Raw genomic sequence first — 22721 nt, 5'->3', positions numbered from 1 at the left:
TTCAGCGCCGCAGGGCACGCTTGAGGGCTTCCGCCTTCTCCAGGGCCGCATCGACGGTTTCGGCCAGCACGTTGAAATGGCCCATCTTCCTCCCCGCCCTGGCGCTGGCCTTACCATAAAGATGCAGGACCGCGGCGGGCTCGCTCAGGACCAGGTCCCAGGCCGGCTCGTCGTCCCGCCAGATGTCCCCGAGGAGGTTCACCATGACCACGGGACTGAGCAGGCGCGTGTCCGCGGGAGGGAGCCCGCACAGCGTGCGGACCTGCTGCCCGAACTGGCTCACGCCGCAGGCATCGAGGGTGTAATGACCGCTGTTGTGGGGGCGTGGCGCGATTTCGTTGATGACCAGTCCGCCCTCCTCCAGCACGAAAAACTCCACCGCCAGCACGCCGATATAGTCCATGGCCTCCGCCAGGGCACAGGCCATCTCGCAGGCCCGCGCGGCGATGTCCGGCGTCACCCGCGCTGGCACGATGCTGACATCGAGGATGCCCGCCTCGTGCCTGTTTTCGGCGACCGGGAAGGTTCTGACGAATTCCGCCGAAGTCCGCGCCACGATCACCGAGATTTCGGTCTCGAGGTCCAGCCGCTTCTCCAGCACACAGGGACGGCAGCCCAAAGCTTCGAAGGCGCCATGGACGTCCTCGGGGGTGGCGACCCGCACCTGCCCTTTACCGTCGTAGCCGAAACGCGCCGTCTTGAGAATCCCCGGCAGCAGGGGCGCGAGGTCGCCGGCCAGATCCTGCGGGGCATCCACCGCCAGGAACGGTGCCACGGCCAGACCGGCACCGGCGATATAGCGTTTTTCGAGGATACGGTCCTGGGCAATGGCCACACAAGCCGAGGAAGGCGACACCCGCGTCCGAGATTCCAGGAAGCGCAGGCTGTCGGCGGGGACGTTCTCGAATTCGGTGGTCACCGCGGCACAGCCCGACGCCAGATCTTCGAGCGCCCCCTCGTCATCATAGGCGGCGCGGATGTGGCGGTCCGCCACGCTCCCGGCCGGGCTCTGGATATCGGGATCCAGCACGGTCACCCGATAGCCCATGGACCGGGCCGCCATCGCAAACATGCGGCCCAACTGGCCGCCGCCGAGAATGCCGAGCATCGCGGGAGGCAGAATGTGCGCCATCAGGGCACCTCCGGCAATCGTGCCGCCAATACGGAGTCGGCCTGATGCCGGCGGAACTCGTCGAGACGAAGCTGCAGGGCCGGATCGCCGTTCGCCAGCAGGGCCACCGCGAACAGCGCGGCGTTGACCGCCCCCGCCTCGCCGATGGCAAACGTCGCCACGGGCACGCCCTTGGGCATCTGCACGATCGAATACAGTGAATCCTGCCCGCCGAGATGTCTGCCGGGCACCGGTACGCCCAAAACCGGCACAGTGGTCTTGGCCGCCATCATTCCGGGCAGATGGGCCGCGCCGCCTGCACCGGCGATGATGCACTTGAGGCCGCGGGACCGGGCCCGTTCCGCATAGTCGAACAACAGGTCCGGCGTACGATGGGCGGACACCACCTTGGCCTCGCAGGGGATACCGAACTCCTCGAGCTTGCGGACAGCGTGCTGCATGACCTCCCAGTCGCTGGTACTCCCCATCACGATACCGACCTGAACCATTAGGGTACTCGTTGCCGTTGAAAAAAGTTCTTATGATACCCCACTGCCTCATGCATCCCAACTCCATCGGATCGCCCGGCGGGCGATCCCCCCTCGGGCGGTGCCGTCCGGTCAAGACGCGGACGATCTGGTAGAATTCCAAGATTTTTTCCAACCCTTCTGCACAACAATCCCCTTGATCATATGGCTGGCCCCCTTCACACATTGCGTTCCGGACAACGCTGGATCAGCGACACAGAGCCGGAATTGGGGCTCGGCACCGTGGTCGGCGTCGAACACGACAGGGTCACCGTATCGTTCATCGCCAGCGGTGAACGGCGCATCTACGCGGTCGGCAATGCTCCGCTGAGCCGGGTCCGGTTTGCCGCAGGCGACCGGGTGGAAAGTGTGGACGGCTGGTCGATGCAGGTCGAGGAGGTCGAAGAGCAAGACGGTCTGCTGGTCTATCTCGGCAAGGACGCGGATGGAAAGCCACGTACCCTGGAAGAAATCGAGCTCAATCCGTTTCTGCAGTTCAACAGACCGCAGGACCGGCTGCTCTCCGGCCAGATCGACCCCGGCGACGTGTTCCGCCTGCGCATCGAAACCGGCGAAAAACTCGCTCGTCTCGAACAATCCCCCGTGCTGGGTCTCGTCGGCCCGCGTACCGCACTCATTCCCCATCAGCTGTATATCGCCCACGAAGTCGCGTCCCGACATGCGCCACGGGTGCTGCTGGCGGACGAAGTCGGTCTGGGCAAGACCATCGAAGCCGGCCTGATCATCCACCACCGGGTCCTCACCGGACGGACCGAAAAAGTGCTGATCCTGGTGCCGAACATGCTGCTCCATCAATGGCTGGTGGAAATGCTGCGGCGGTTCAACCTGCGTTTCAGCCTGATCGGCGAGGACGCCTACGAGGACGCCGCCGAAGAAGGCAGCCCGTTCAAAGACGTGAACCTGGCCCTGAGCAGCCTCGATTTCATCCTCAAGGATCCCGAGCGCCGCCGCTACGTGCTGGACGTCGCCTGGGATATGGTGGTCATCGACGAGGCCCATCACCTGGAATGGACGCCGGAAAAGCCGAGCCCGGCCTATGCCTTCGTCGAAATGCTGGCCCGGCGCACGCCTGGCCTGCTGCTTCTGACCGCGACCCCCGAGCAGCTCGGCAAGCTCGGCCACTTCGCGCGTCTGCGGCTGCTCGATCCGGACCGATTCTTCGATTTCGAGCAATTCCGGCAGGAGGAGCAGGAATACACGGCGCTGGCCGGAGTCATCGACAAGCTGCTCGACAGCCCCCGGCTCGATGCCGATACCCTCGGCCAGCTACAACGTTTCCTGCGCCACGACCGCGCCGATGCGCTGGTGGGTGACCTGAACGACCCGGAGCACGCGGCAGCGGCCCGCAATGCGCTGATCCAGCTCCTGCTGGACCGCCACGGGACCGGCCGCGTACTGTTCCGCAACACCCGTAACACCGTCCATGGCTTCCCCTCCCGCCTGCTGCACGGACGCCCCCTTCCGCTGCCAGAGCATTACCGGACCCAAAAGGCTTCGCTCGAAGCCCGGTTGTGGCCGGAATCGGCCACACCCGACCCGGACTGGTGGCGTCACGATCCGCGCGTGCACTGGCTGCTCGACATCGCCCAGCGCCTCAAATCGTCACGCTCGAAGCTGCTGGTCATCTGCCACCGGCAGCAGACGGCCGTGGACCTGGAAAACGCGCTGAGGACGCTGGGCGGCGTCCGCGCCGCGGTGTTCCACGAAGGCATGTCGATCATCGCCCGCGACCGCGCCGCAGCCTGGTTCGCCGAGGAAGAGGAAGGCGCCCAGGTGCTCGTCTGCTCGGAGATAGGCAGCGAAGGGCGCAATTTCCAGTTCGCCCACCATCTCGTGCTGTTCGATCTACCCCTGGATCCGAACCTGCTGGAGCAGCGCATCGGCCGCCTGGACCGTATCGGCCAACACCACAGCATCGACATCCATGTACCCTACTTCGAGGACTCGGCCCAGGAAATCCTGTTCCGCTGGTATCACGAAGGGCTGGACGCGTTCCACCGTCCCGCCGCGGCAGGGGCCGCGGTGTTCGCCCGGCTCGGCGACGAGCTTCGGCGTGTCCTGCTGGCACCGGACACCCATGCCGGCGTCACCCTGATTCAGGACACCCGAACCCTCGCCGAAACCATCGAAGCCGAACTCCATGCCGGCCGTGACCGGCTGCTGGAACTCAACTCCTGCCGGCCGGAGCCGGCCAACCGCCTGGTTGAGGCCGTCGCCGCCTGGGACCGGGACACCGCCTTGTGGCCCTGGCTGGAAGCGGTGTGCGATGCCTACGGCGTCGTCGTCGAGGAGCATTCCACCGACTGTTACATCCTCCGTCCCGGGGAACACCTGCGGGTCCCGAAGTTCCCGGAGCTGCCGGAAGACGGCGTGACCGTCACCCTCAGCCGGGACGTTGCCCTGGCGCGCGAAGACATGGTGTTCCTGAGCTGGGAACACCCACTGGTGCGAGGCGCCATCGACCTGGTGCTGAACGGCGAGCACGGCAACGCTTCACTCGGCTTCGTATCGCACCCGGCCCTCGCCTCCGGCCAGATGCTGCTGGAAACCTTCCACCGCATCGAATGTCCGGCGCCGCGCCGACTGCAACTCTTCCGGTTCCTTCCGAGCACGCAGATACGTACGCTGCTCGACCACCGCGGACAGGACCTCGGCCGGATCGCAATGGCGGAGTTCGACGAGCGTCCCCAGACTTTCGAACCCGCGAACGTCCGGGCGTTCGTGCGGAGCCAGAAACCGAATCTGGAAAAGCTGCTGGCCCTGGCGGAAACCCGGGCCGGAACCCGATTGACCGAAATCGTGGCCGACAGCAGTCGGCGCATGCTCGATGAAATGACGAACGAACTCAAACGGCTGGCCGCACTCCGGAGCGTCAACCCCAGCGTCCGCCAGGAAGAACTGGACAGGCTCAAGGACGATGCCGTCGAGATGCACGGATACCTTCAAGCCGCCCGGCTGCGGCTCGATGCCGTGCGACTCCTCATCACCGTGTAGCGCCCATGAAAAAAGGGAGCCTCCGCTCCCTTTTTTTACCCGCCACCTGGCGTCAGTCGGCGCTGACGACGATTCGCCGCGGCTGAATCGCGGCTTTCTTGGGAATCACGATTTCCAACACGCCGTTGTTATAGCGCGCGGATATGCCGTCGGCGTCGGCGGTATCCGGCAGCGAAAACCGACGGTAGAAGCTGCCGTAGACGCGCTCGATGCGCTTGTAGCCGGAACGCTCCGTACGGGCTTCGGTGTTCCGCTCGCCACGCAGCGTCAAAACGCCCTGCTCCATCGAGACGTCGATGTTGTCCGTACTGACGCCCGGGAGATCGGCGAGGAGGACGTACCGGTCGGCTTCCTCCTTGATGTCGACGGCCGGCGTCCATTCGGCCGTCGCTGCGGAGTCCGAACCCTGACGTCCCTCGAAGGAACGCTCCAGTTCACGCTGCAGTTGATTCAATAAACTCCACGGCTCATTGCGGCCGATTGTCATGACGCATCTCCTGTCTTGATGGGGTCTGTCTGCGTTATGGCGCACCCACTGCCCGATTTCAATGGAAGTCTCGCCCGCATTTTCCGGCAACGCCGTCTGATCAGTTCTTGACGCCGTTTTTGTGCACGATGTTGATGCCCTTGAGCAGGTTGAGCGCTTCATTCAGCGGATAGTCCTGCAGGGCGAGCGTGTCGTCGACCTTGTCCGACTCCTTGTCCTTCGCATCCTTCGCCTCGCCGCCTTTCTTGGCCTTGTCGTTGCTCAGATGGCCGGTGAGATCAGCCTCCTTGATGGGGGCGAACTCCGACTTCGCCGCCATTTCCAGCTTGACCCGGGAGATCGGCACATCCGGCGTGATGCCCTCGGCCTGGATCGAACGCCCGGACGGCGTGTAGTAGCGCGCCGTGGTGAGCTTGACCGCGCCGCCGTTGCTGGTCGGGAGGATAGTCTGCACCGAGCCTTTGCCGAAGGTCTTCTCGCCCATGATGACCGCCCGTTTGTGATCCTGCAGCGCACCCGCCACGATCTCCGAGGCCGAAGCCGAACCACCGTTGATCAGCACCACCATGGGGGCACCGCCGATGACGTCGTTGGGCGTCGCCGAGAAGCGCATCTTGGCATCCTCCACCCGGCCATCGGTGTAAACGATCAGACCGCTTTCGAGGAAAGCGTCGCTGACCGCCACCGCGGCATTGAGCACTCCGCCGGGATTGTTGCGCAGGTCGAGAACGAGTCCTTTCAGTGCCCCCTTCTTCTTCATCTCGTCGATGGCCTCGATCACATTGTCCCCGGTCTTGGACTGGAAACTGGTGATGCGCAGATAGCCGTAGCCATCCTCGAGAATCCGGCTCTTGACGCTCTTGATCTTGATGATGTCGCGGGTGATGGTGATCTTGAGCGGCTGCTCGACGCCTTCACGGACCACGGTCAGCACGATCGGGCTGCCCGGTTCGCCCCGCATCATCTTGACCGCATCGTTGAGGGACATGCCTTTCACCGGCTTGTCGTCGAGGCGGATGATCAGGTCGCCCGCCTTGATGCCTGCATGGAATGCCGGCGTGTCGTCGATGGGCGCGATCACTTTGACGAAGCCGTTCTCCATTCCGACCTCGATGCCCAGCCCGCCGAACTGGCCGGTGGTCCCGACCTTCAATTCGTTGTACTGCTCCTGGTCCAGATAGGTGGAGTGCGGATCGAGGCCCGACAACATCCCGCGGATGGCGTCCTCCAGCAGCTTGTCGTCCGGTACCGGCTCGACATAGTCCTGCTGGATGCGGCCGTAGACCTCGGAAAAGGTCTTCAACCCCTCGAACGGGATATTGACCGCCCCCGCGGACGTGGGCTTGTCTTCCGCCCAACTCGCCGCCGACACCACACCGACCAACAAACCGATCTTGAGTGCACGCATGCCCGTCACTTTCACCATGTTCAAATATTCCGCAACAAATTCCGCCACAAACTCTATCTCCGGCGCCACTCAATCCTTGCACCACTGTGATGGATCGAGGGCCTGGCCCTTTTCCCGGATACCGAAATACAGGCCCGGCTCCACCTGTCCGCCACTGGAACCGACGCTGGCGATGACCTCTCCGGCCTCCACCCAGTCGCCGACGTTCTTGTAAACGCTTTGATTGAACGCGTATAGGCTCATATAGCCATCGCCGTGATCGACGATGGTAAGCAAACCGTAACCGCGAAGCCAATCGGAAAAGACCACCCGCCCTTCCGATACCGCCTTGACCGGTGCGCCCTCCGGCGCCCGGATCACCACACCGTCCCAGCGACCCGACATCCGCTGGCCGCCGAACTGCGCCACCCGCTCCCCCGCCGCCGGCCAGCTCAACTGGCCCTTGCGCCGCGCGAAGGACCTTGGCGCGGCGAGCGAAGCCGTGAAATCCATGACGATTTCGCGTAGGGAGGATACCAGAGCCTCCAGCCGGTGCTCGCTTTCCTTGAGCCGGACCAGTTCGGCGTCCTTTCCCCGGCGCTCCTCGCGGAGCCTGGCCAGCACCTCCAGCCGCTCCCGCCGGGTTTCATCCAGTTCGACCTTTTCGTGCTCGATGCGTTCCCGCAGCGCCTCGAGACGCCCGGCATCGGCCGCCGCCTCGTCCTGCAGCGCCCGGACCTGGGCGACGTCCTTTTGCAGCGCCTCCAGGCGGGCGTAATGGTCGCGGTTCAGGTAACCGTGGTAGGCCATCATGCGGGCCAACCGCCCCGGCTCATCGATGTTCAGCGCCAGCTTGAGCCATTGCCGGCCGCCCAACGCGTAGGCGGACCGGGCCAGCGAGGCCAAGGCCTTATGCTGTCTGAGCACTGCCTGCTGCAGTTCGGTGAGCCGCCGGTTCGACTCCGCCGCACGCCTGGCCTGAACGGCCGTTTTGTCTTCCAGCAGCCGGAGCGTGTGCACCAGGTCGCCATAGCGCTCCTCCACCCGCCGCAACTCGGCGGACACGCTGCCCTGACGGGTTTCGATCGTCTCCAACTCTTTCTCCGCGGATGCGATCCGGTCGCGAACCGCCTTCAGCCGCGCGGCGGCATCGCCCTCATCCGCGGAAATCGCCTGCCCGGCCACCCAGGACATCAGGAAACCGGCGAACACCGCCAGTTTCATGGGCTGCGGCATCCCGGACGATCCTGCCCGGCCCCTCCCCGAGTCCACGGCAAAGGCACCCGACTGGGAGAGAAAACGGGAACATCGCGAGGCGGCTTTCACGTCGAAAGATCACTGGCAGGCACACGGGGGCGCCGGTTCAACGTATAATCATCCGATTCACCGACCACCGCGAACAAAGTCGGGCATGATAGCCTGATAAAATGCAGGATGCGCGCGAAACCAGGAATCATTAGTCTAACCAATTTTCGGGGTGGCGTCGTGCCTGTCCCTCCACGGCTGGCTGAGGATACCCGCCGCGATACATGCCACTCGGGTGCGAATATCATGCAAACTGACCTCATCACCGACGAATCGGAGATCCGCCGCGCCGCCCACAGCCTGAAGGCCATGGCGCATCCCTTGCGGCTCAAGATCCTCTGCACCTTGAGCAAGGGGCGCATCAATGTCCAGGACCTGGTGGAGCAGGTCGGTACGACCCAGAGCAACGTCTCTCAGCACCTCGCCATACTGCGAGACAAGGGCATCCTAAGTTGCCATCGGGATGCCAACAAAGTCTATTACTTCGTGGAAGACGACAGGATGCTGCAGCTCGTCCGCATGATCAAAGAAGTATTCTGCAAGCACTGAAAGACGCCAGAACGACCGGCGGGTGCCGGCCCCAGACCCCAAAATCCCAATTTTCGAAAAAGTGAGGAAGAAATGACCCGGTTGCTCGAATTTCTCGGCAATCACTGGATGATGGCCGGCGCCCTGCTCGTCGTCACCGTCCTGCTGATACAGGATCTCCTGGAATCGCTGTTCCGCAAGCACAAGGTGCTGACACCGGCCGGTGCCGTCCAGCTCATGAATACGGAAGACACGCTGGTGGTCGACGTCCGCGAGCCGGCGGAATTCGCCGAAGGCCACATCGAAGGCGCCTACCACATCCCCTTGGGAAAGCTCGAAGAACGCGCATCGGAGATCGCCCAGTACAAGGAGAAGCCGGTCATCGTCACCTGCCAGCAGGGCACCCGTTCGCCCTCCGCATGCAAGACCCTGACAAAGCAGGGCTTCAGCCGGATCTACGAGATGCGCGGCGGCATGCTGGCCTGGAGAGACGCCCATTACCCCGTGACCAGGAAACGCAAGAAATCCTGACCCCCGTTTCATTCACCACTCGGCCATTGGCAAAATCATGAGCGAAGAAAACCAGCAGCCCGAAAGACAGTTCGCCATCCAGAAGCTCTACGTCAAGGACGTATCGTTCGAGACCCCCAACTCGCCCGCCGTCTTTACTCTGAAGTGGGAACCGAAAGTCGAGTTCAATCTCGGCTCCAAGGTCCAGCAGCTCCAGGAAGGACTGTTCGAAGTCAGCCTCTCAGTCACGATCACCGTGAAGCTGGAGGAGAAGACGGCCTACCTGGTCGAAATCTGCCAGGCCGGCATTTTCACGATCAGTGGTTTCCCGGAACAGGAAATGGGACCCTTGCTCGGCAGCTATTGCCCCAACATCCTGTTCCCCTATGCCCGCGAGGCGGTCTCGGATCTCGTGAACAAAGGCGGCTTCCCGCCGATGCTGCTGGCGCCGATCAATTTCGACGCGCTCTACATGCAGCAGGTTCAGATGGCCCAGCAGCAGGCCCAGCCGGCCACGCCGCACTGAAGCCTGCCGTTATGCCCATGAGGCACTGCATCAGCGTTCTCGGCGCCGGCTCCTGGGGCACGGCGCTGGCCCTGCTCATCGCCAGGAACGGCGTACCCACCCTGTTGTGGAGCCACCGCCGGGAACACGCCGAGGCCATGGCGGCAGAGCGCCGGAACGCACATTATCTGCCCCATGCCACATTCCCCGACACCCTGAGCGTGACCCCGGACTTGGCCGAGGCAGCCGCCACGGCCAGCGATGCCGTGCTGGTCGCGGTCCCCAGCCACGCCTTCCGCGCCACGCTCGAGCTCTGCGCCCCACACCTGCAACCGGAAGCCGGTCTCATGTGGGCCACCAAGGGGCTGGACCGCACCCGCGGCTGTCTGCTGCACGAAACCGCCCGCGAGATCCTCGGCCCGGACCGTGCGCTCGCCGTGCTGTCGGGACCGACCTTCGCCGCCGAAGTGGTCGCGGAACTGCCCAGCGCCATCACTGTCGGCGCCAGCAGCGAAGCCTTCGGCGCCAAGATCGTTTCCTGGCTGCACAACGCCTATTTCCGCGCCTACACCACCGACGACCTCATCGGCGCCCAGTTGGGAGGCGCCTGCAAGAACGTGCTGGCGATCGCCGCCGGCATCTCCGACGGCTTGGGATTCGGCGCCAACGCGAGGGCGGCCCTCATCACCCGGGGACTGGCCGAGATGATGCGGCTGAGTCTCGCCCTGGGCGCCAGGGCCGAAACGCTCATGGGCCTGGCCGGCGTCGGCGATCTGGTACTCACCGCCACCGACAACCAGAGCCGCAACCGCCGCTTCGGCCTGGGGGTGGGCAAAGGCAGGCCGCGTGAGGAAATCCACGCCGAGATCGGCCAGGAGATCGAAGGCATCCTGGCGGCCCGGCTGATCCACGAACTCGCCGGCAGGAAGGGCGTGGACATGCCGATCACCGCCCAGACCTACCGCGTGCTCTACGAAGGCTTGCCGCCGGAGGAAGCCGTGCGCAATCTGCTGCTGCGGGACCCCAAGCCGGAATGGGACCGCTAACGCTCCGAGGCGGACGCCGCGCCCGCGAAGCCGCATTGACGCCAGGCCTCGAAACACACCACCGCGACGGCATTGGACAGGTTCAGGCTGCGCGAGCCCGGCCGCATCGGCAGCCGGATCCGTCGGCCCGTCTCGAACCGGGCGAGCAGCGCCGCGGGCAATCCGCGTGACTCCGGACCGAACAGGAAGGCATCGCCGGGCCGGTAAGTCACGTCGGCATGGCTGACCTCGCCCCGGGTGGTCAGCGCGAATATCCGTTCCGGCGCGACCGCCCCCACAAAACCTTCCCAGTCACGGTGCCGGGCCACCTCGGCCCATTCCCGGTAGTCCAGCCCCGCCCGCCGCAGACGCGCATCGTCCATTTCGAACCCCAGCGGCTCGATGAGGTGCAGACGGGCGCCGGTGTTGGCACAGAGCCGGATGACGTTGCCGGTGTTCGGCGGAATCTCCGGCTCGTACAGCACGACGTGGAACATCGTCCGCTTACTTCACCGGCAAAGCCGGTATCGGCGTCAGCTTCCAGATCTCGCGATTGTATTCGGCGATGGTGCGGTCGGTGGAGAACTTGCCGCTGGCGGCGGTGTTCAGGATGCTCATCCGGGCCCAGCGATCCTTGTCGCGGAAAGCGGCCGCGGCCGCTCTCTGCGCCTCGACATAGCCGGGGAAATCGGCAGCCGTCATCCAGGGGTCGTGAGGACTGCGGATCGATTCGATGATGGGATCGAATATGCCCGGCTCGAATCGGTTGAAAAAACCACTCTCGAGGAGTCCCATGACCCGTTTCAAGTCCTCGTTCGCCTCGATGACCGCGCCGGGATCGTAGCCACCGCGGCGGCGTTCGACCTCCTCGGCAGTCAGGCCGAACAAGAAGAAGTTTTCCGCCCCCACTTCCTCCCGAATCTCGATGTTGGCGCCGTCCAGCGTGCCGATGGTCAAGGCTCCGTTCATCATGAACTTCATGTTGCCGGTACCCGAGGCCTCCTTGCCGGCCGTGGAAATCTGCTCCGACAGATCGGTGCCCGGACAGATCACCTCCATGGCGGTGACCCGGTAATTCGGCAGGAACAACACACTCAGGCGATCGTTCATTTCGGGATCGCCATTGATCGTTCCTGCCACGTTGTTGATGAGCTTGATGATGCGCTTCGCCATCACGTAGCCCGGCGCAGCCTTGCCGCCGAACAGGACGCAGCGGGGCGTCCAGTCCTGGACATCGCCCCGCTTGATCCGGTCGAACAGATGGATCACGTGCAGCACGTTGAGCAACTGGCGCTTGTATTCATGGATACGCTTGACCTGGACGTCGAACATCAGGTCGGGGTTCACCAGAGTCAACCCCAGCTCGCGGTTCTTGAAGTCCAGCAGCTTCTCCTTGTTGCGCCGCTTGATCGCCATCCACCGTTCCCGGAACGCCGCATCCTCGGCGAACGGCCTGAGTTCGGCCAGACGGGTCAGATCGGCGGTCCACTTGTCGCCGATGGCCTCGCTGATGAGGCCGGCCAGCTCCGGATTGCAGGCGGCCAGCCAGCGCCGGGGGGTGATGCCGTTGGTCTTGTTGTTGAAACGCTCCGGCCACAGTTCGTGGAAGTCCTTGAACAGGCCATGCTTGAGCAGGTCGGAGTGCAGGGCCGCGACGCCATTGACCGAGAAGCTGCCGACGATGGCGAGGTAAGCCATCCGCACCTGTTGTTCATGTCCCTCTTCGATCAGCGACATCCGTGCCAGCCGGTCGATGTCGCCGGGCCAGCGCGCCGCGACCTCGCCCAGGAAGCGCGCGTTGATCTCGAAGATGATCTCCAGCAGGCGCGGCAGCATCTGCCGGAACAGCCGCACCGGCCATTTTTCCAGCGCCTCGGGCAACAGGGTGTGGTTGGTGTAGGCCATGGTGCGGTTGGTGATGGCCCAGGCCTCGTTCCAGGCCAGGCCGTGCACGTCGATCAAGAGGCGCATCAGCTCGGCCACCGCAATGGTCGGATGGGTGTCGTTGAGCTGGAAGCAGTTCTTCTCGGCAAACTCCGAGAAATCCTCGCCGTGGTCCGCCAGCCACCGCCGCAGCACGTCCTGCAGGCTGGCCGACGCCAGGAAATACTGCTGGCGCAGCCGAAGTTCCTTGCCGTTCTCGCTGGCATCGTTCGGATACAGCACCATCGAGATGTTTTCCGCCAGATTCTTGGCGCGGACGGATTCGGCATAGTCGCCGGCATTGAACTCGCCCAGCTTGAATTCGTCAGTGGCAGCGGATTTCCATAGCCTCAGGGTGTTGACCGTGCCGTTCCGGTATCCCGGCACCGGGATGTCGAAGGGTACGGCCAGCACGTCATCGGTGTCGAGCCAGACCACCTGACCCGGCCGCGACACATCGTTGGAGAACTCGGTCCGGCCGCCGAACTTGACCCGCACCGTCAGCTCCGGGCGCTCCTGCTCCCATACGTGACCATTCCGCAACCAGTGGTCGGGCTCCTCGACCTGGTAACCATTGACGATCATCTGGCGGAACATGCCGTATTCGTAACGGATGCCGTACCCCATCACCGGAAGCTGCAGCGTGGCGCAACTGTCGATGAAGCAGGCCGCGAGCCGCCCCAGCCCGCCATTGCCGAGGCCGGCATCGAACTCCGAATCCGCCAACTCTTCCAGTTCCAGACCCAGTTCATTGAGCGCCTGCTGGATGGGCTCCTCGATCCCGAGGTTCAGCATCGCGTTGCTCAGGGCGCGGCCGAGCAGGAACTCCAGCGAGAGGTAATAAGTCCGGCGGCAATCCGCCTGATCGTAGGCATATTCGGTGTTCCGCCAGCGCTCCATGAGGCGGTCGCGCACCGTCAACGCCAGCGCCGAGTAGGCATAGTGTACCGAGCGGCAGTCACGGTCCCGTCCCAGAGTGCAGTTGAAATGCCGGCGGATGTCGGCGCTGAGGTTTTTGGCCCCCATTCCCAGACCCGGCATTTCTGTCAGGAGCGCGGTCGGGTTGCTGGTCTTGAACTTGCGCGTGAGCATGGGCGATCACCTCCCGTGTGAGAATCGGATGCGGACCCTTCCTTCGGCAAAACCGGGCGGAAAGGTCCGATGGATGGTACCGACAGTCTGAAGCAGGACGGTTACAACCGTTCAGACGTCAATGTTCAGCTCGCTTATTTTACGGGTCAGGGTGTTCCTGCCGTAACCCAGCAGCTTGGCTGCCTCCTGCCGGCGACCCCGGGTGAATTGCAAGGCGGTGCTGATGAGGATGCCTTCGGCCGAATCGATGGCTTCCTTCGCGACATTGCGGTCGCCACGCCGCAGACGCGCGTCGATCCACTGAGTGAAACTGTCCTGCCATTCGCTGGAGACGGCGACCGGCTCCGGCCGGGCCTTCAGCAGCTCCGGCGGCAGATCGTCGAGGTGTACGTCCTTGCCGGCCGCCATGACCGTGATCCAGCGGCAGGTATTCTCCAACTGCCGGACATTGCCCGGCCAATCCAGCCGGCACAGGTAAGCCTCGACTTCGGGCAGCAGGGTCTTGGTCTCGACGTTGAGTTCCTGGCTGGCCTCCTTCAGGAAATGCTTGAGCAGCAGGACGATGTCCTGGCGCCGCTCCCTGAGCGGTGGGATGTGGATACGGATGACGTTCAGGCGGTGAAACAGATCCTCACGGAAGCGGCCTTCCGCCACCAGTTGTTCCAGGTTCTGGTGGGTGGCGGCGATGATCCTCACGTCCACCTTGACCGGGGCATGGGCGCCGACCGGAAAAAACTCGCCCTCGGCCAGCACGCGCAGCAGACGGGTCTGCAGTTCCGCCGGCATGTCGCCGATCTCGTCCAGGAACAGCGTGCCACCGTCGGCCTGCTCGAACCGCCCCGCCCGGCGGGCCTGCGCACCGGTGAAAGCGCCGCGCTCGTGGCCGAACAACTCGGACTCCAACAAATCGCGCGGTATGGCGGCCATGTTGAGCGCGATGAACGGCTTGTCGGCGCGGGGACTGTGGCGGTGCAGGGCGCGGGCGACCAATTCCTTACCGGTCCCCGACTCGCCGTTGATCAGCACCGTGATGTTCGAACGCGCCAGCCGGGCGATGGCGCGGAACACCTCCTGCATCGCCGGCGCCTCGCCGATGATTTCCGGGGTCTTCTCCGGCAGGCCCTTGTCGGCCGCTTCCCCGGTCGCAGCCCGCTGGCTGTGGGCACAGGCCTTTGCGACCAGATCCACCGCCTCATCCACGTCGAACGGCTTCGGCAGATACTCGAACGCCCCGCCGCTGAATGCGGACACCGCACTTTCCAGATCGGAATGCGCGGTCATGATCACGACCGGCAGATCGGGATATTTGGCCTGCAACTGCTTCAGCAACTCGATGCCATCCAGACCGGGCATACGGATGTCGGTCAGCACCGCATCCGGCCGGTCCCGATTCAGGGCTTCCATCATGCTGTTGGCGGTGGAGAAGGCACGGGTCTGGATCGACGCTTTTTGCAGCGCTTTTTCCAAGACCCAGCGGATCGATCGGTCGTCATCGACCACCCAAACCTGGAACGCTCGCTTCATGATCCTCCTCCAAAGGCAAAAACAGGGAAAAAACGGTGTTTCCGGGCACGCTGCTGCACTCGATCAAGCCGCCGTGCTGGCTGATCAGCCCCTGTGCGATCGACAATCCCAGGCCCGTGCCCTCGGCCCGCCCGGTGACCATCGGATAGAAAATATGGTTCAGGAGTTCCGGCTTGATACCGGGGCCGTCATCGATGATGTCGATTTTCACCGCCATGCGATGGCGCCGCTCACCGATCGTCACCTGCCGGTCGATGCGGCTGCGGATGACGATCCGGCCGTGCATACCGAGGGCCTGGGCGGCATTGCGCACGATGTTGAGGATGGCCTGGATCAACTGATCGGCGTCGCCGAAGATTTCCGGGATGCTCGGATCGTAGTCACGGACGATCCGGACACCGGCGGGCACTTCCGCCTGCACCAGCTGGGTCACCCGGTCCAGCACCCGGTGGATGTTCAGCCAGGCCTTCTGTGGCAGCTTGTTCGGCCCGAGCATCCGGTCCAGCAGGGACTGGAGACGGTCGGACTCCTCGATGATGATCTGGGTATACTCACGCAGCTCGTCCTGCAGCTCCCGCTCCAGGAGCTGCGCCGCGCCGCGCAGCCCCCCGAGCGGATTCTTGATCTCGTGCGCCAATCCCCTTAGCAGTGACCTAGCCGCGTTTTGCTGCGCCAGCAACTGCTCCTCCATGGAAATCCGCAAATGGCGATCCACCTGCTGCACCTGGACCAGTACCCCGGTGGCCTCGTCCTCGGTGATCGGCGAGATGTGCAGATTCACCGTGATCACATGGAGCGGATGAACCAGGGTGACATTGCGCTTGGTCAGGGAAATGCCGGTCTCCATGGCGTGCCGCAAATCCGGCTCGACCGGCTGTTCGCCGCACGGCAATACCAGACGAGCGCGGGCGCCCAGCACCTGGCGGGCGCTGACGGCGAGCAACATTTCGCCGGGCATGTTGATGTAGGTCAGGGTCAGCGTTTTATCGAACAGCAGCACACCGTCCCCCAGGTTGTCGAGGATGCGCCGGTAGAAGGAAGGTGTGTCCGATGCCGTCATGCCAGGACCCGCAGCAAGTAATGCGCCATGCCTAGGCGTTCGCCGGGGCCGGCCTTTTCGCGCCCCGCATGGGGTTGAGTCTCGCAACGTGCACGCGATGCGCAACCATGCGCACCGATATGGTGCACCATTCCTCGAGACTTGTCGCGTTCCTTGGGAGATTCGTTGTGTTTCCTGATCGCGGCCCGCCCGCATTGCCGCGCCGAACCGCCACGCTTACCATGCCGGGATTCCGCCGTAATCCGGAGTTTTTTCGTGGAACCCCAAGCCATTTCCCTGGAAGTCTTGCGAGAGAAATATGCCAGACACGGCGAGACCTGCGCCGAGGAAATCTTTGCGCGGGTGGCGGACGCCCTCGCCGCCGCCGAACAATCGCCGGACGAATGGCGCCCGCTGTTCTTCTCGGCGCTCGAATCGGGGTTCATCCCCGCCGGTCGGATCATGTCCGCCGCCGGCACCGGCATGCAGGCCACCCTCATCAACTGCTTCGTCCAGCCGGTGGGTGATTCGGTATCGGAAGAAACCGACGGCAAACCGGGCATCTACACCGCCCTGGCGGAAGCCGCCGAAACCATGCGGCGAGGCGGCGGCGTAGGCTACGATTTCTCGGCCATCCGTCCCAAAGGAGCGCGTGTCCACACCACCGAATCGCGGGCTTCCGGACCGGTGTCCTACATGCGTGTTTTTGACCGCTCCTGCGAGACGGTGGAATCCGCCGGTTCCCGCCGCGGTGCGCAGATGGGGATACTGCGCTGCGAGCACCCGGACATCTTCGAGTTCGTCCGGGCCAAGGACCGGCCGGGGGAACTGACCAACTTCAACCTCTCGGTTGCGCTGAACGAAGACTTCATGCGAGCCGTGGAAACCGACGGGCCATGGGAACTGACGCACCGCGCCGAGCCCTCCCCCGAACAGCAGTGCGAGGGTGCCTACCTGCGCGGAGATGGGCTGTGGGTCTACCGCAGCGTTCCGGCGCGGGAACTGTGGGAACTCATCATGCGCTCGACCTACGACCATGCCGAACCCGGCGTGCTGTTCATCGACCGGATGAACCGGGAAAACAACCTGAGCTATTGCGAACGCATCGAAGCCACCAATCCCTGCGTCACGGCCGACACCTGGGTGATGACAGCCAACGGCGCACGGCAGGTGCGCGACCTCATCGATCGGCCTTTCGAGGCCGTCGTCGACGGCGAATGCCATCCGACCGAATCGCGGGGCTTCTTCTTCACGGGCGACAAACCGGTGCTGCGCTTGAGTACCGCTGAAGGGCATACCCTCCGCCTGACCGCCAACCACCCCGTGCTGCGGGTTTCCAGGATGACTCGCCACCTGCGCGAAACGGAATGGGTGAAGGCCGGAGAGCTCCGTCCCCATGACAAAATCGTGCTGCACGACCACCGCGCCCTGTCCTCTTGGGATGGCGCGCACACCGAAGCGGAAGGCTACCTGATCGGATTGCTGATCGGCGGCGGCACGCTCACACGGGACAAAGCCGTTTTGAGCGTCTGGGATGCGGCCGCATCGAAGGTCGCCAACGGCGGCGGGAGCGTCCCCTCCGCCGGCGTCGCCGGTGTCATGCGCGCAGCGGAACTGGCCGCACGCACATTGCCGCACCGTACCGATTTCAACGGTTGGCAAACGACCATGGAGGGACGCGGTGAATACCGCATGGCGACCGGCGCCCTGCATACGCTGGCGCTGGAACTGGGACTGACGCCCGGCGACAAGCGACTCACCGCCCCGCTGGAAACCACATCGTCCGCCTTCCATCGCGGCTTGCTGCGCGGCATGTTCGATGCCGACGGCTCGGTGCAGGGTTCGCATCAAAACGGCGTCAGCATCCGCCTGCCGCAGACCGACCTCGGCAACCTGCAAACCGTGCAACGCATGCTTCTACGCCTCGGCATGGCCTCCACGATCCATCAGAATCGCCGTCCCGGCGGAACGAAGGTGCTGCCGGACGGCGAAGGCGGTGCGAAGGGACATTCCTGCCAGGCGGCACACGAACTCATCATCAGTGGCGAGAACGTCGTACGTTATGCCGAACGGATCGGATTTGCGGACAGTGACAAGATGGACCGGCTGACCGCGTTGCTGCAGCGATACCGACACACGCGGCATGCGGAACGTTTCATCGCCACCGTGCAGTCACTGGAAGACGATGGCATGGAAGCGGTCTACGACGTCACCGTGGCTGACGTGCATGCCTTCGACGCCAACGGTCTGTACGTGCACAACTGCGCCGAGCAACCCCTGCCCGCCTACGGCTGCTGCTGCCTGGGCAGTCTGGACCTGACCCGCTTCGTCAGCCGGCCCTTCACACCGGAGGCGGCCTTCGAGGCCGAGCGCCTCGCCGAAGTCGCCACCATCGCCGTGCGCATGCTGGACAACGTCCTGGATACGACCTACTGGCCGCTGGCGCGACAACGGCAAGAGGCGCAAGCCAAACGCCGCATAGGTCTGGGCTTCACCGGCCTGGGGGATGCGCTCGCCATGCTGGGCCTGCGCTACGACAGCGCCGCAGCCCGCGACATGGCGGCCGGCATCGCCCGGCGGCTGCGCGATGCCGCCTACCTCGCCTCGACCGCACTGGCGCGGGAGAAAGGCGCGTTCCCGCTGTTCGAGGCCGAACCCTACCTCGCATCGCCCTTCGTCGCCGGTCTGCCCGAACCGCTGCGGGCCCGCATCCGGGAATCGGGCATTCGCAACAGCCACTTGCTCAGCATCGCTCCGACCGGCACCATCTCACTGGCATTCGCCGACAACGCCAGTAACGGCATCGAGCCCCCTTACGCCTGGACCTATCTCCGCAAAAAACGCGAACCCGACGGCTCCACCCGCGAATTTCCGGTCGAAGACCACGCCTACCGGCTGTTCCGGGCAACGGCAGGTGACCGGCCGCTGCCACCGGCTTTCGTCACCGCGCTGGACATCTCCGCGCTCGATCACATGCGCATGCTCGCGGCGGTCCAGCCTTTCGTGGATGCGTCCATCTCCAAAACCGTCAACGTCCCTGCCGACTACCCTTACGCCGACTTCCAGCACCTCTATCTCGAAGCATGGAAAGCCGGACTCAAGGGACTCGCCACTTACCGCCCGAACCCGGTCACCGGGGCCGTCCTGGAAGCCACACCGACCCACGGAATCTCGCGCCCGGAATTCGACGAATCCGACCCCGACCGCAGGCTCCGCCTGGACGAAGTCCCCACGCCCGCCTTGGCCTCCTTGCGCTGGCGCCGCCGACCCCGGCCCGCTGCCGGCAATCCCGCCTGGAGCTATCTGATCGACCACCCGCTGGGATCGTTCGCCGTGTTCATCGGCCATATCGAGGACCACGGCAACCATCCATTCGAAGTCTGGGTCACCGGCGCGGAGCAGCCGCGCGGCCTCGGCGCCCTCGCCAAATCCCTGTCGATGGACATGCGCTCGAACGACCGCGGCTGGCTCAAAACCAAACTCGAAAGCCTGATGAAGGCGCACGGCGACGACGGATTCGACCTGCCCTTTCCCCCCAGCGGACGGCCCGTCCGCGTCCCCAGCCTGGTGGCTGGCTTCGCCCGGCTGATCTACTACCGCTGTGCGGAACTCGGAGCCTTCGACACGCTCGCCGACACCCCCGTGGTGGACGCCCTGATGTCACCCAAAGAACCCAAGACCGGTCCCGACGGTACGCTGTCCTGGACCGTCGACATCCTCAACGTCGCCACCGGTGACGACTTCGTCATGGGCCTCAAGGAACTGGTGCTTCCCAACGGCCAGCGGCGGCCTTACTCGATGTGGCTGTCCGGCGAATACCCCAGAGTCCTCGACGGCCTGTGCAAGAGCCTGTCCTTCGACATGCGCGTCATCGACCCCGCCTGGATCGGCGCCAAACTACGCCAGCTCCTGGACTTCCCGGAGCCGCGCGGCGATTTCCTGGCCCGGATGCCCGGGACCGGTCGCCAGCGGAACTATCCTTCGACCGTCGCCTACATGGCTCAACTGGCGATCCACCGCTACGCCATGCTCGGGCTCCTGGACGAACAAGGACGGCCGCTGCAGGACATGGGGCTGATGGACTATGAAAGCGCCGGCCCGGAGACGGGAGAGGCCAAACCGCCCGTCCTGAAAGGCGCCCGCTGCCCAGAATGCGGCAACGACGCGGTGATACGCCGGGACGGCTGCGATTTCTGCACGGCCTGCGGGGCGCTGGGAGGGTGCGGCTGACGGGACGGTTGCCGGACGACATTTGATGCCGCGCGCTTTCACCACTTCCCGTGTATTTCAGCAATGAATCAGCCATCGGCAACATCAGGTCGAATCACCCATTTCGTGACGCGCATGTTCGCCCGCTGGCCTCTCCTCTTCGCGATGGGCACGGGCGCCCTCTATGCCGGACTGGCATACCTGATCGGATCAAGCTATTTCTTCATCTACGACGATACGGCTCTCATCGACGTCGCCGATGGCAACTCCGTCACGCATATTCTCCACACCTCTTTCACCGGATTCTTCCGCCCGCTGACCCTCTTGGTGGTAAAACTCGAGGCGACCGGCTTCGGCTGGAGCCGCCCTTATGGGTACATCCTCGTTTCGCTACTGATGCATGGCCTGAACGCAACACTTCTGTATGCCATATTACGCAGGCTCGATTTCCACATTGGCGCATTTTTCGCGGCGACGTTCTTCCTGTTGTCGCCGTTCGCGACTGAAACTTTTTTCTGGTTCAGCAGCCAGTTCGACCTGCTCTCGGCATTGTCGACGCTGTTGAGCATCTGGATGCTGCTGCGATATCTGGATTCCGGGAAAACGAGGCACGCGATGGGCGCGGTCCTGTCCTACACGGGCGCCCTGTTCTCGAAAGAGAACGCCATCGCTTTTGTTTCGGTGCTTCTGTCATTGATCCTATGGCAACGGAAAAAAGCGCCGGTGGCCCGGACGGCGGGTCTGATCTCCGCCTTTCTCATCCCGTCCGCCGGCTATCTTGCCATTCGCTCCGCGCTGGTGGGAGCGTTCCATAGCCCTTACGGCAACGTGCTGACCCTGGTGCGGAACTCGGACATCGCCTCGCATCTCGCCTCCTATGCGACGACCTTCTCGGACCTGTCACTGAAAATGCCGGCCCCTCTCTCCCGGCTCGGTGTCCTATACGCCGGAACATTGATCGCGTTCCTGGCTGTCGCGCTTTACCGTCGCCCCCGATTCACGGTCAACACCCTGCTCCTGTTTTGTCTGACCTTGTCTCCCGTCATCTGGACAGCCCTCACTCCCGCGGCGACCGCCGACACCCGTTTTCTATATGCGCCGGCGATTTTCCTCATCATTGCGATCTCGGTTGGAATGGAAGCCAGTCTTCGACAGCCGGTCTTCAGCGTAGGCCGGCTCCGGATCGCCGCCCACCTCGGTACCGTCGGCACTTTCATTCTGCTGTCCACCGCCGCGCTCAGCACATCGGAACAGGCGGCGATGTGGCGTTTTGCCTACGAAACCGCTCACGGCGCGGTACTCGGCGTCCTGGACACTGCATGGAAGAATCCTGACGCCACCCTGCGTATCCGGAACCTTCCGCTCCGCCTCACGGAAGGACCTTATCTCGTCAAGCCTTATAATCTGGTTCATTATGCCAAGGCGATCAACCGACCCCTATCCAACCGCCTCGTCTGTGATTCCGTAATACTCTCCTACCATGACCCGGAATTGGTCATATCGGCTGGGCAGTCCGAACTGGGGCCACGCGGAAACCCAAACGGTGCAATCCAGGACATCGTCATCCCCGGCCTTCCGGGGGCCCGATTCTCGCCCAGGGAATGACCGTGCCTTCCTGGTCGAAGCGGAAAGCTCTCATGCCCCGAACTGGTATTACGAGACGGCCCACTGCCTGCGGTCGGAACGGAACCATCGGGTGATCCATGCGGGATGCGCATCGGAAAGGACGAACGACAAGGTAATGTGCGCGTAAGACCAGAAAATGAACTGCTGATAGTAGAAACTCTCGGAAACGGCGCCACCAGCGATGCCAGCCGGCGAAAACAGCATGAACACGACGACCATCACTAGCGAGATGGCGGCGTAGCGCCACAAAGCCCCGTCTCCCAGCCTCTTGAACTTTTCTATCGGATATAGTGACCAGAAGATGAAGTGGTACAGGACTATATGATTAAGATCAAACCTGACGAAGAAGGAAGACAGAACCAGCAACAGACCGAACACCTCAAAAATACTACCATCGATCATGCCCCTTACGCCCAACACAGGACGCAGTTGGCCGAGCCGATAGAAAAACAGAGCGTAGAAAAACAGTAGAACGACGAACAAAAATTCCGGCCCGATCCAAGCCAACTCGGAATAATGACGCAAAAGGACAGCGTAAATCGCAGCGTTGAGAAAGATGGCTGCGACTCGTAAACCGCGACGTCTCTCGGCTTCCTTCGCCGGCAATTTCCGATCCAGAAGATAAACTTCATTGAATACGTGATGCACCCCGAAATACAACAAAAGGGAAAATTGACTCACATACAATGCCGCACCGCCGGACAGGACGATCAGCGCGGGAACGAGAGAACTGGAATCCTTTGCGACGGCAAGAATTCGATGCCTCGAGTAATAAAGCGCGAGCCCATAATGGACGAACGCGATGCTCCAGAAGAGGGAAGACCAAAGGATACCGCTCGTCCGGCTGGCGATCAGTACGGTGATGGAAACAGCGACGATTCTTGTCAATGCATGAATGGGCATCGGAG

17 protein-coding genes are annotated in these 22721 nt (G+C 63.5%); 7 read left to right on the top strand and 10 right to left on the bottom strand.

The genetic code is table 11. The features are described from left to right. Position 1: 1 nt before the first annotated feature. Together ACSHWJ_RS09170 and purE are read right to left on the bottom strand one after the other, a co-directional pair. Complete coding sequence (locus ACSHWJ_RS09170) at positions 2 to 1132, bottom strand: 5-(carboxyamino)imidazole ribonucleotide synthase (RefSeq protein ID WP_432539689.1); 1131 nt, start codon at positions 1130 to 1132, stop codon at positions 2 to 4. Continuing rightward, positions 1132 to 1620 (bottom strand): 5-(carboxyamino)imidazole ribonucleotide mutase, encoded by a 489-nt coding sequence (gene purE, locus ACSHWJ_RS09165; RefSeq protein ID WP_017366194.1) that lies wholly within the window; start codon positions 1618 to 1620, stop codon positions 1132 to 1134. Before purE ends, ACSHWJ_RS09170 begins: the two co-directional genes overlap by 1 nt. A gap of 183 nt (positions 1621 to 1803) precedes the next feature. Here purE and rapA point away from each other — a divergent pair, with 183 nt between their 5' ends. Beyond that, entirely contained in the window at positions 1804 to 4653 is a 2850-nt protein-coding gene (rapA, locus tag ACSHWJ_RS09160; RefSeq protein ID WP_432539690.1) for an RNA polymerase-associated protein RapA, read from the top strand. Positions 4654 to 4705: 52 nt separating this feature from the next. On the opposite strand, the gene ACSHWJ_RS09155 is transcribed toward rapA, so the two are convergent. The 3 genes from ACSHWJ_RS09155 to ACSHWJ_RS09145 all read right to left on the bottom strand — a co-directional run bounded on the left by ACSHWJ_RS09155 (position 4706) and on the right by ACSHWJ_RS09145 (position 7763). Further along, positions 4706 to 5140 carry an Hsp20/alpha crystallin family protein gene (locus ACSHWJ_RS09155; protein WP_010961753.1) on the bottom strand — a complete coding sequence of 145 codons (435 nt, stop codon included), beginning with the start codon at positions 5138 to 5140 and terminating at the stop codon, positions 4706 to 4708. A 100-nt stretch (positions 5141 to 5240) separates the two neighbouring features. Beyond that, positions 5241 to 6566, bottom strand: a complete 1326-nt coding sequence (locus ACSHWJ_RS09150) for a S41 family peptidase (RefSeq protein WP_010961754.1) — start codon at positions 6564 to 6566, stop codon at positions 5241 to 5243. 51 nt (positions 6567 to 6617) lie between these two features. Continuing rightward, positions 6618 to 7763, bottom strand: a complete 1146-nt coding sequence (locus tag ACSHWJ_RS09145; protein WP_036246115.1) for a murein hydrolase activator EnvC family protein — start codon at positions 7761 to 7763, stop codon at positions 6618 to 6620. A 315-nt stretch (positions 7764 to 8078) separates the two neighbouring features. Between ACSHWJ_RS09145 and ACSHWJ_RS09140 the strand changes: the two genes are divergently transcribed. The 4 genes from ACSHWJ_RS09140 to ACSHWJ_RS09125 all read left to right on the top strand — a co-directional run bounded on the left by ACSHWJ_RS09140 (position 8079) and on the right by ACSHWJ_RS09125 (position 10421). Further along, a complete protein-coding gene (locus tag ACSHWJ_RS09140; protein ID WP_010961756.1) occupies positions 8079 to 8381 on the top strand; it encodes an ArsR/SmtB family transcription factor in 303 nt (100 codons plus the stop codon). 72 nt (positions 8382 to 8453) lie between these two features. Further along, on the top strand, positions 8454 to 8891 hold the full coding sequence (locus tag ACSHWJ_RS09135; RefSeq protein WP_010961757.1) for a rhodanese-like domain-containing protein: 438 nt from the start codon (positions 8454 to 8456) through the stop codon (positions 8889 to 8891). A 37-nt stretch (positions 8892 to 8928) separates the two neighbouring features. Then, positions 8929 to 9396 carry a protein-export chaperone SecB gene (secB, locus tag ACSHWJ_RS09130; protein WP_010961758.1) on the top strand — a complete coding sequence of 156 codons (468 nt, stop codon included), beginning with the start codon at positions 8929 to 8931 and terminating at the stop codon, positions 9394 to 9396. 17 nt (positions 9397 to 9413) lie between these two features. After that, complete coding sequence (locus tag ACSHWJ_RS09125) at positions 9414 to 10421, top strand: NAD(P)H-dependent glycerol-3-phosphate dehydrogenase (RefSeq protein ID WP_218798238.1); 1008 nt, start codon at positions 9414 to 9416, stop codon at positions 10419 to 10421. On the opposite strand, the gene trmL is transcribed toward ACSHWJ_RS09125, so the two are convergent. The 4 genes from trmL to glnL all read right to left on the bottom strand — a co-directional run bounded on the left by trmL (position 10418) and on the right by glnL (position 15999). Further along, on the bottom strand, positions 10418 to 10897 hold the full coding sequence (gene trmL / locus ACSHWJ_RS09120) for a tRNA (uridine(34)/cytosine(34)/5-carboxymethylaminomethyluridine(34)-2'-O)-methyltransferase TrmL (RefSeq protein ID WP_218798239.1): 480 nt from the start codon (positions 10895 to 10897) through the stop codon (positions 10418 to 10420). The genes ACSHWJ_RS09125 and trmL overlap by 4 nt on opposite strands. A gap of 7 nt (positions 10898 to 10904) precedes the next feature. Continuing rightward, positions 10905 to 13415, bottom strand: a complete 2511-nt coding sequence (locus ACSHWJ_RS09115) for a glycogen/starch/alpha-glucan phosphorylase (protein ID WP_010961761.1) — start codon at positions 13413 to 13415, stop codon at positions 10905 to 10907. Between the two features lie 111 nt (positions 13416 to 13526). Then, on the bottom strand, positions 13527 to 14939 hold the full coding sequence (gene ntrC / locus ACSHWJ_RS09110) for a nitrogen regulation protein NR(I) (RefSeq protein ID WP_017366200.1): 1413 nt from the start codon (positions 14937 to 14939) through the stop codon (positions 13527 to 13529). Next, entirely contained in the window at positions 14905 to 15999 is a 1095-nt protein-coding gene (glnL, locus tag ACSHWJ_RS09105) for a nitrogen regulation protein NR(II) (protein ID WP_010961763.1), read from the bottom strand. The genes ntrC and glnL overlap by 35 nt, the downstream gene beginning before the upstream one ends. Positions 16000 to 16254: 255 nt before the next feature. Between glnL and ACSHWJ_RS09100 the strand changes: the two genes are divergently transcribed. Together ACSHWJ_RS09100 and ACSHWJ_RS09095 are read left to right on the top strand one after the other, a co-directional pair. Beyond that, positions 16255 to 20208, top strand: coding sequence for an LAGLIDADG family homing endonuclease (locus ACSHWJ_RS09100; RefSeq protein WP_432539691.1), 3954 nt, complete (start codon positions 16255 to 16257; stop codon positions 20206 to 20208). A gap of 114 nt (positions 20209 to 20322) precedes the next feature. Then, positions 20323 to 21792 carry a glycosyltransferase family 39 protein gene (locus ACSHWJ_RS09095; protein WP_041361313.1) on the top strand — a complete coding sequence of 490 codons (1470 nt, stop codon included), beginning with the start codon at positions 20323 to 20325 and terminating at the stop codon, positions 21790 to 21792. A 48-nt stretch (positions 21793 to 21840) separates the two neighbouring features. Here ACSHWJ_RS09095 and ACSHWJ_RS09090 read toward each other — a convergent pair whose 3' ends face one another. After that, positions 21841 to 22716 carry a hypothetical protein gene (locus tag ACSHWJ_RS09090; protein WP_010961766.1) on the bottom strand — a complete coding sequence of 292 codons (876 nt, stop codon included), beginning with the start codon at positions 22714 to 22716 and terminating at the stop codon, positions 21841 to 21843. Between the last annotated feature and the right edge of the window lie 5 nt (positions 22717 to 22721).

It is taken from the genome of Methylococcus sp. S1M (assembly GCF_051295855.1).
In the GTDB taxonomy this organism is placed as follows: domain Bacteria; phylum Pseudomonadota; class Gammaproteobacteria; order Methylococcales; family Methylococcaceae; genus Methylococcus; species Methylococcus capsulatus.
This window is presented reverse-complemented; position numbering and strand designations above follow the sequence as displayed.

Coding starts and splice junctions, on each gene's coding strand:
- ACSHWJ_RS09170 (WP_432539689.1), bottom strand. CDS start 1,132: ATGGCGCACATTCTGCCTCCCGCGATGCTCGGCATTCTCGGCGGCGGC.
- purE (WP_017366194.1), bottom strand. CDS start 1,620: ATGGTTCAGGTCGGTATCGTGATGGGGAGTACCAGCGACTGGGAGGTC.
- rapA (WP_432539690.1), top strand. CDS start 1,804: ATGGCTGGCCCCCTTCACACATTGCGTTCCGGACAACGCTGGATCAGC.
- ACSHWJ_RS09155 (WP_010961753.1), bottom strand. CDS start 5,140: ATGACAATCGGCCGCAATGAGCCGTGGAGTTTATTGAATCAACTGCAG.
- ACSHWJ_RS09150 (WP_010961754.1), bottom strand. CDS start 6,566: ATGGTGAAAGTGACGGGCATGCGTGCACTCAAGATCGGTTTGTTGGTC.
- ACSHWJ_RS09145 (WP_036246115.1), bottom strand. CDS start 7,763: ATGCCGCAGCCCATGAAACTGGCGGTGTTCGCCGGTTTCCTGATGTCC.
- ACSHWJ_RS09140 (WP_010961756.1), top strand. CDS start 8,079: ATGCAAACTGACCTCATCACCGACGAATCGGAGATCCGCCGCGCCGCC.
- ACSHWJ_RS09135 (WP_010961757.1), top strand. CDS start 8,454: ATGACCCGGTTGCTCGAATTTCTCGGCAATCACTGGATGATGGCCGGC.
- secB (WP_010961758.1), top strand. CDS start 8,929: ATGAGCGAAGAAAACCAGCAGCCCGAAAGACAGTTCGCCATCCAGAAG.
- ACSHWJ_RS09125 (WP_218798238.1), top strand. CDS start 9,414: ATGAGGCACTGCATCAGCGTTCTCGGCGCCGGCTCCTGGGGCACGGCG.
- trmL (WP_218798239.1), bottom strand. CDS start 10,897: ATGTTCCACGTCGTGCTGTACGAGCCGGAGATTCCGCCGAACACCGGC.
- ACSHWJ_RS09115 (WP_010961761.1), bottom strand. CDS start 13,415: ATGCTCACGCGCAAGTTCAAGACCAGCAACCCGACCGCGCTCCTGACA.
- ntrC (WP_017366200.1), bottom strand. CDS start 14,939: ATGAAGCGAGCGTTCCAGGTTTGGGTGGTCGATGACGACCGATCGATC.
- glnL (WP_010961763.1), bottom strand. CDS start 15,999: ATGACGGCATCGGACACACCTTCCTTCTACCGGCGCATCCTCGACAAC.
- ACSHWJ_RS09095 (WP_041361313.1), top strand. CDS start 20,323: ATGTTCGCCCGCTGGCCTCTCCTCTTCGCGATGGGCACGGGCGCCCTC.
- ACSHWJ_RS09090 (WP_010961766.1), bottom strand. CDS start 22,716: ATGCCCATTCATGCATTGACAAGAATCGTCGCTGTTTCCATCACCGTA.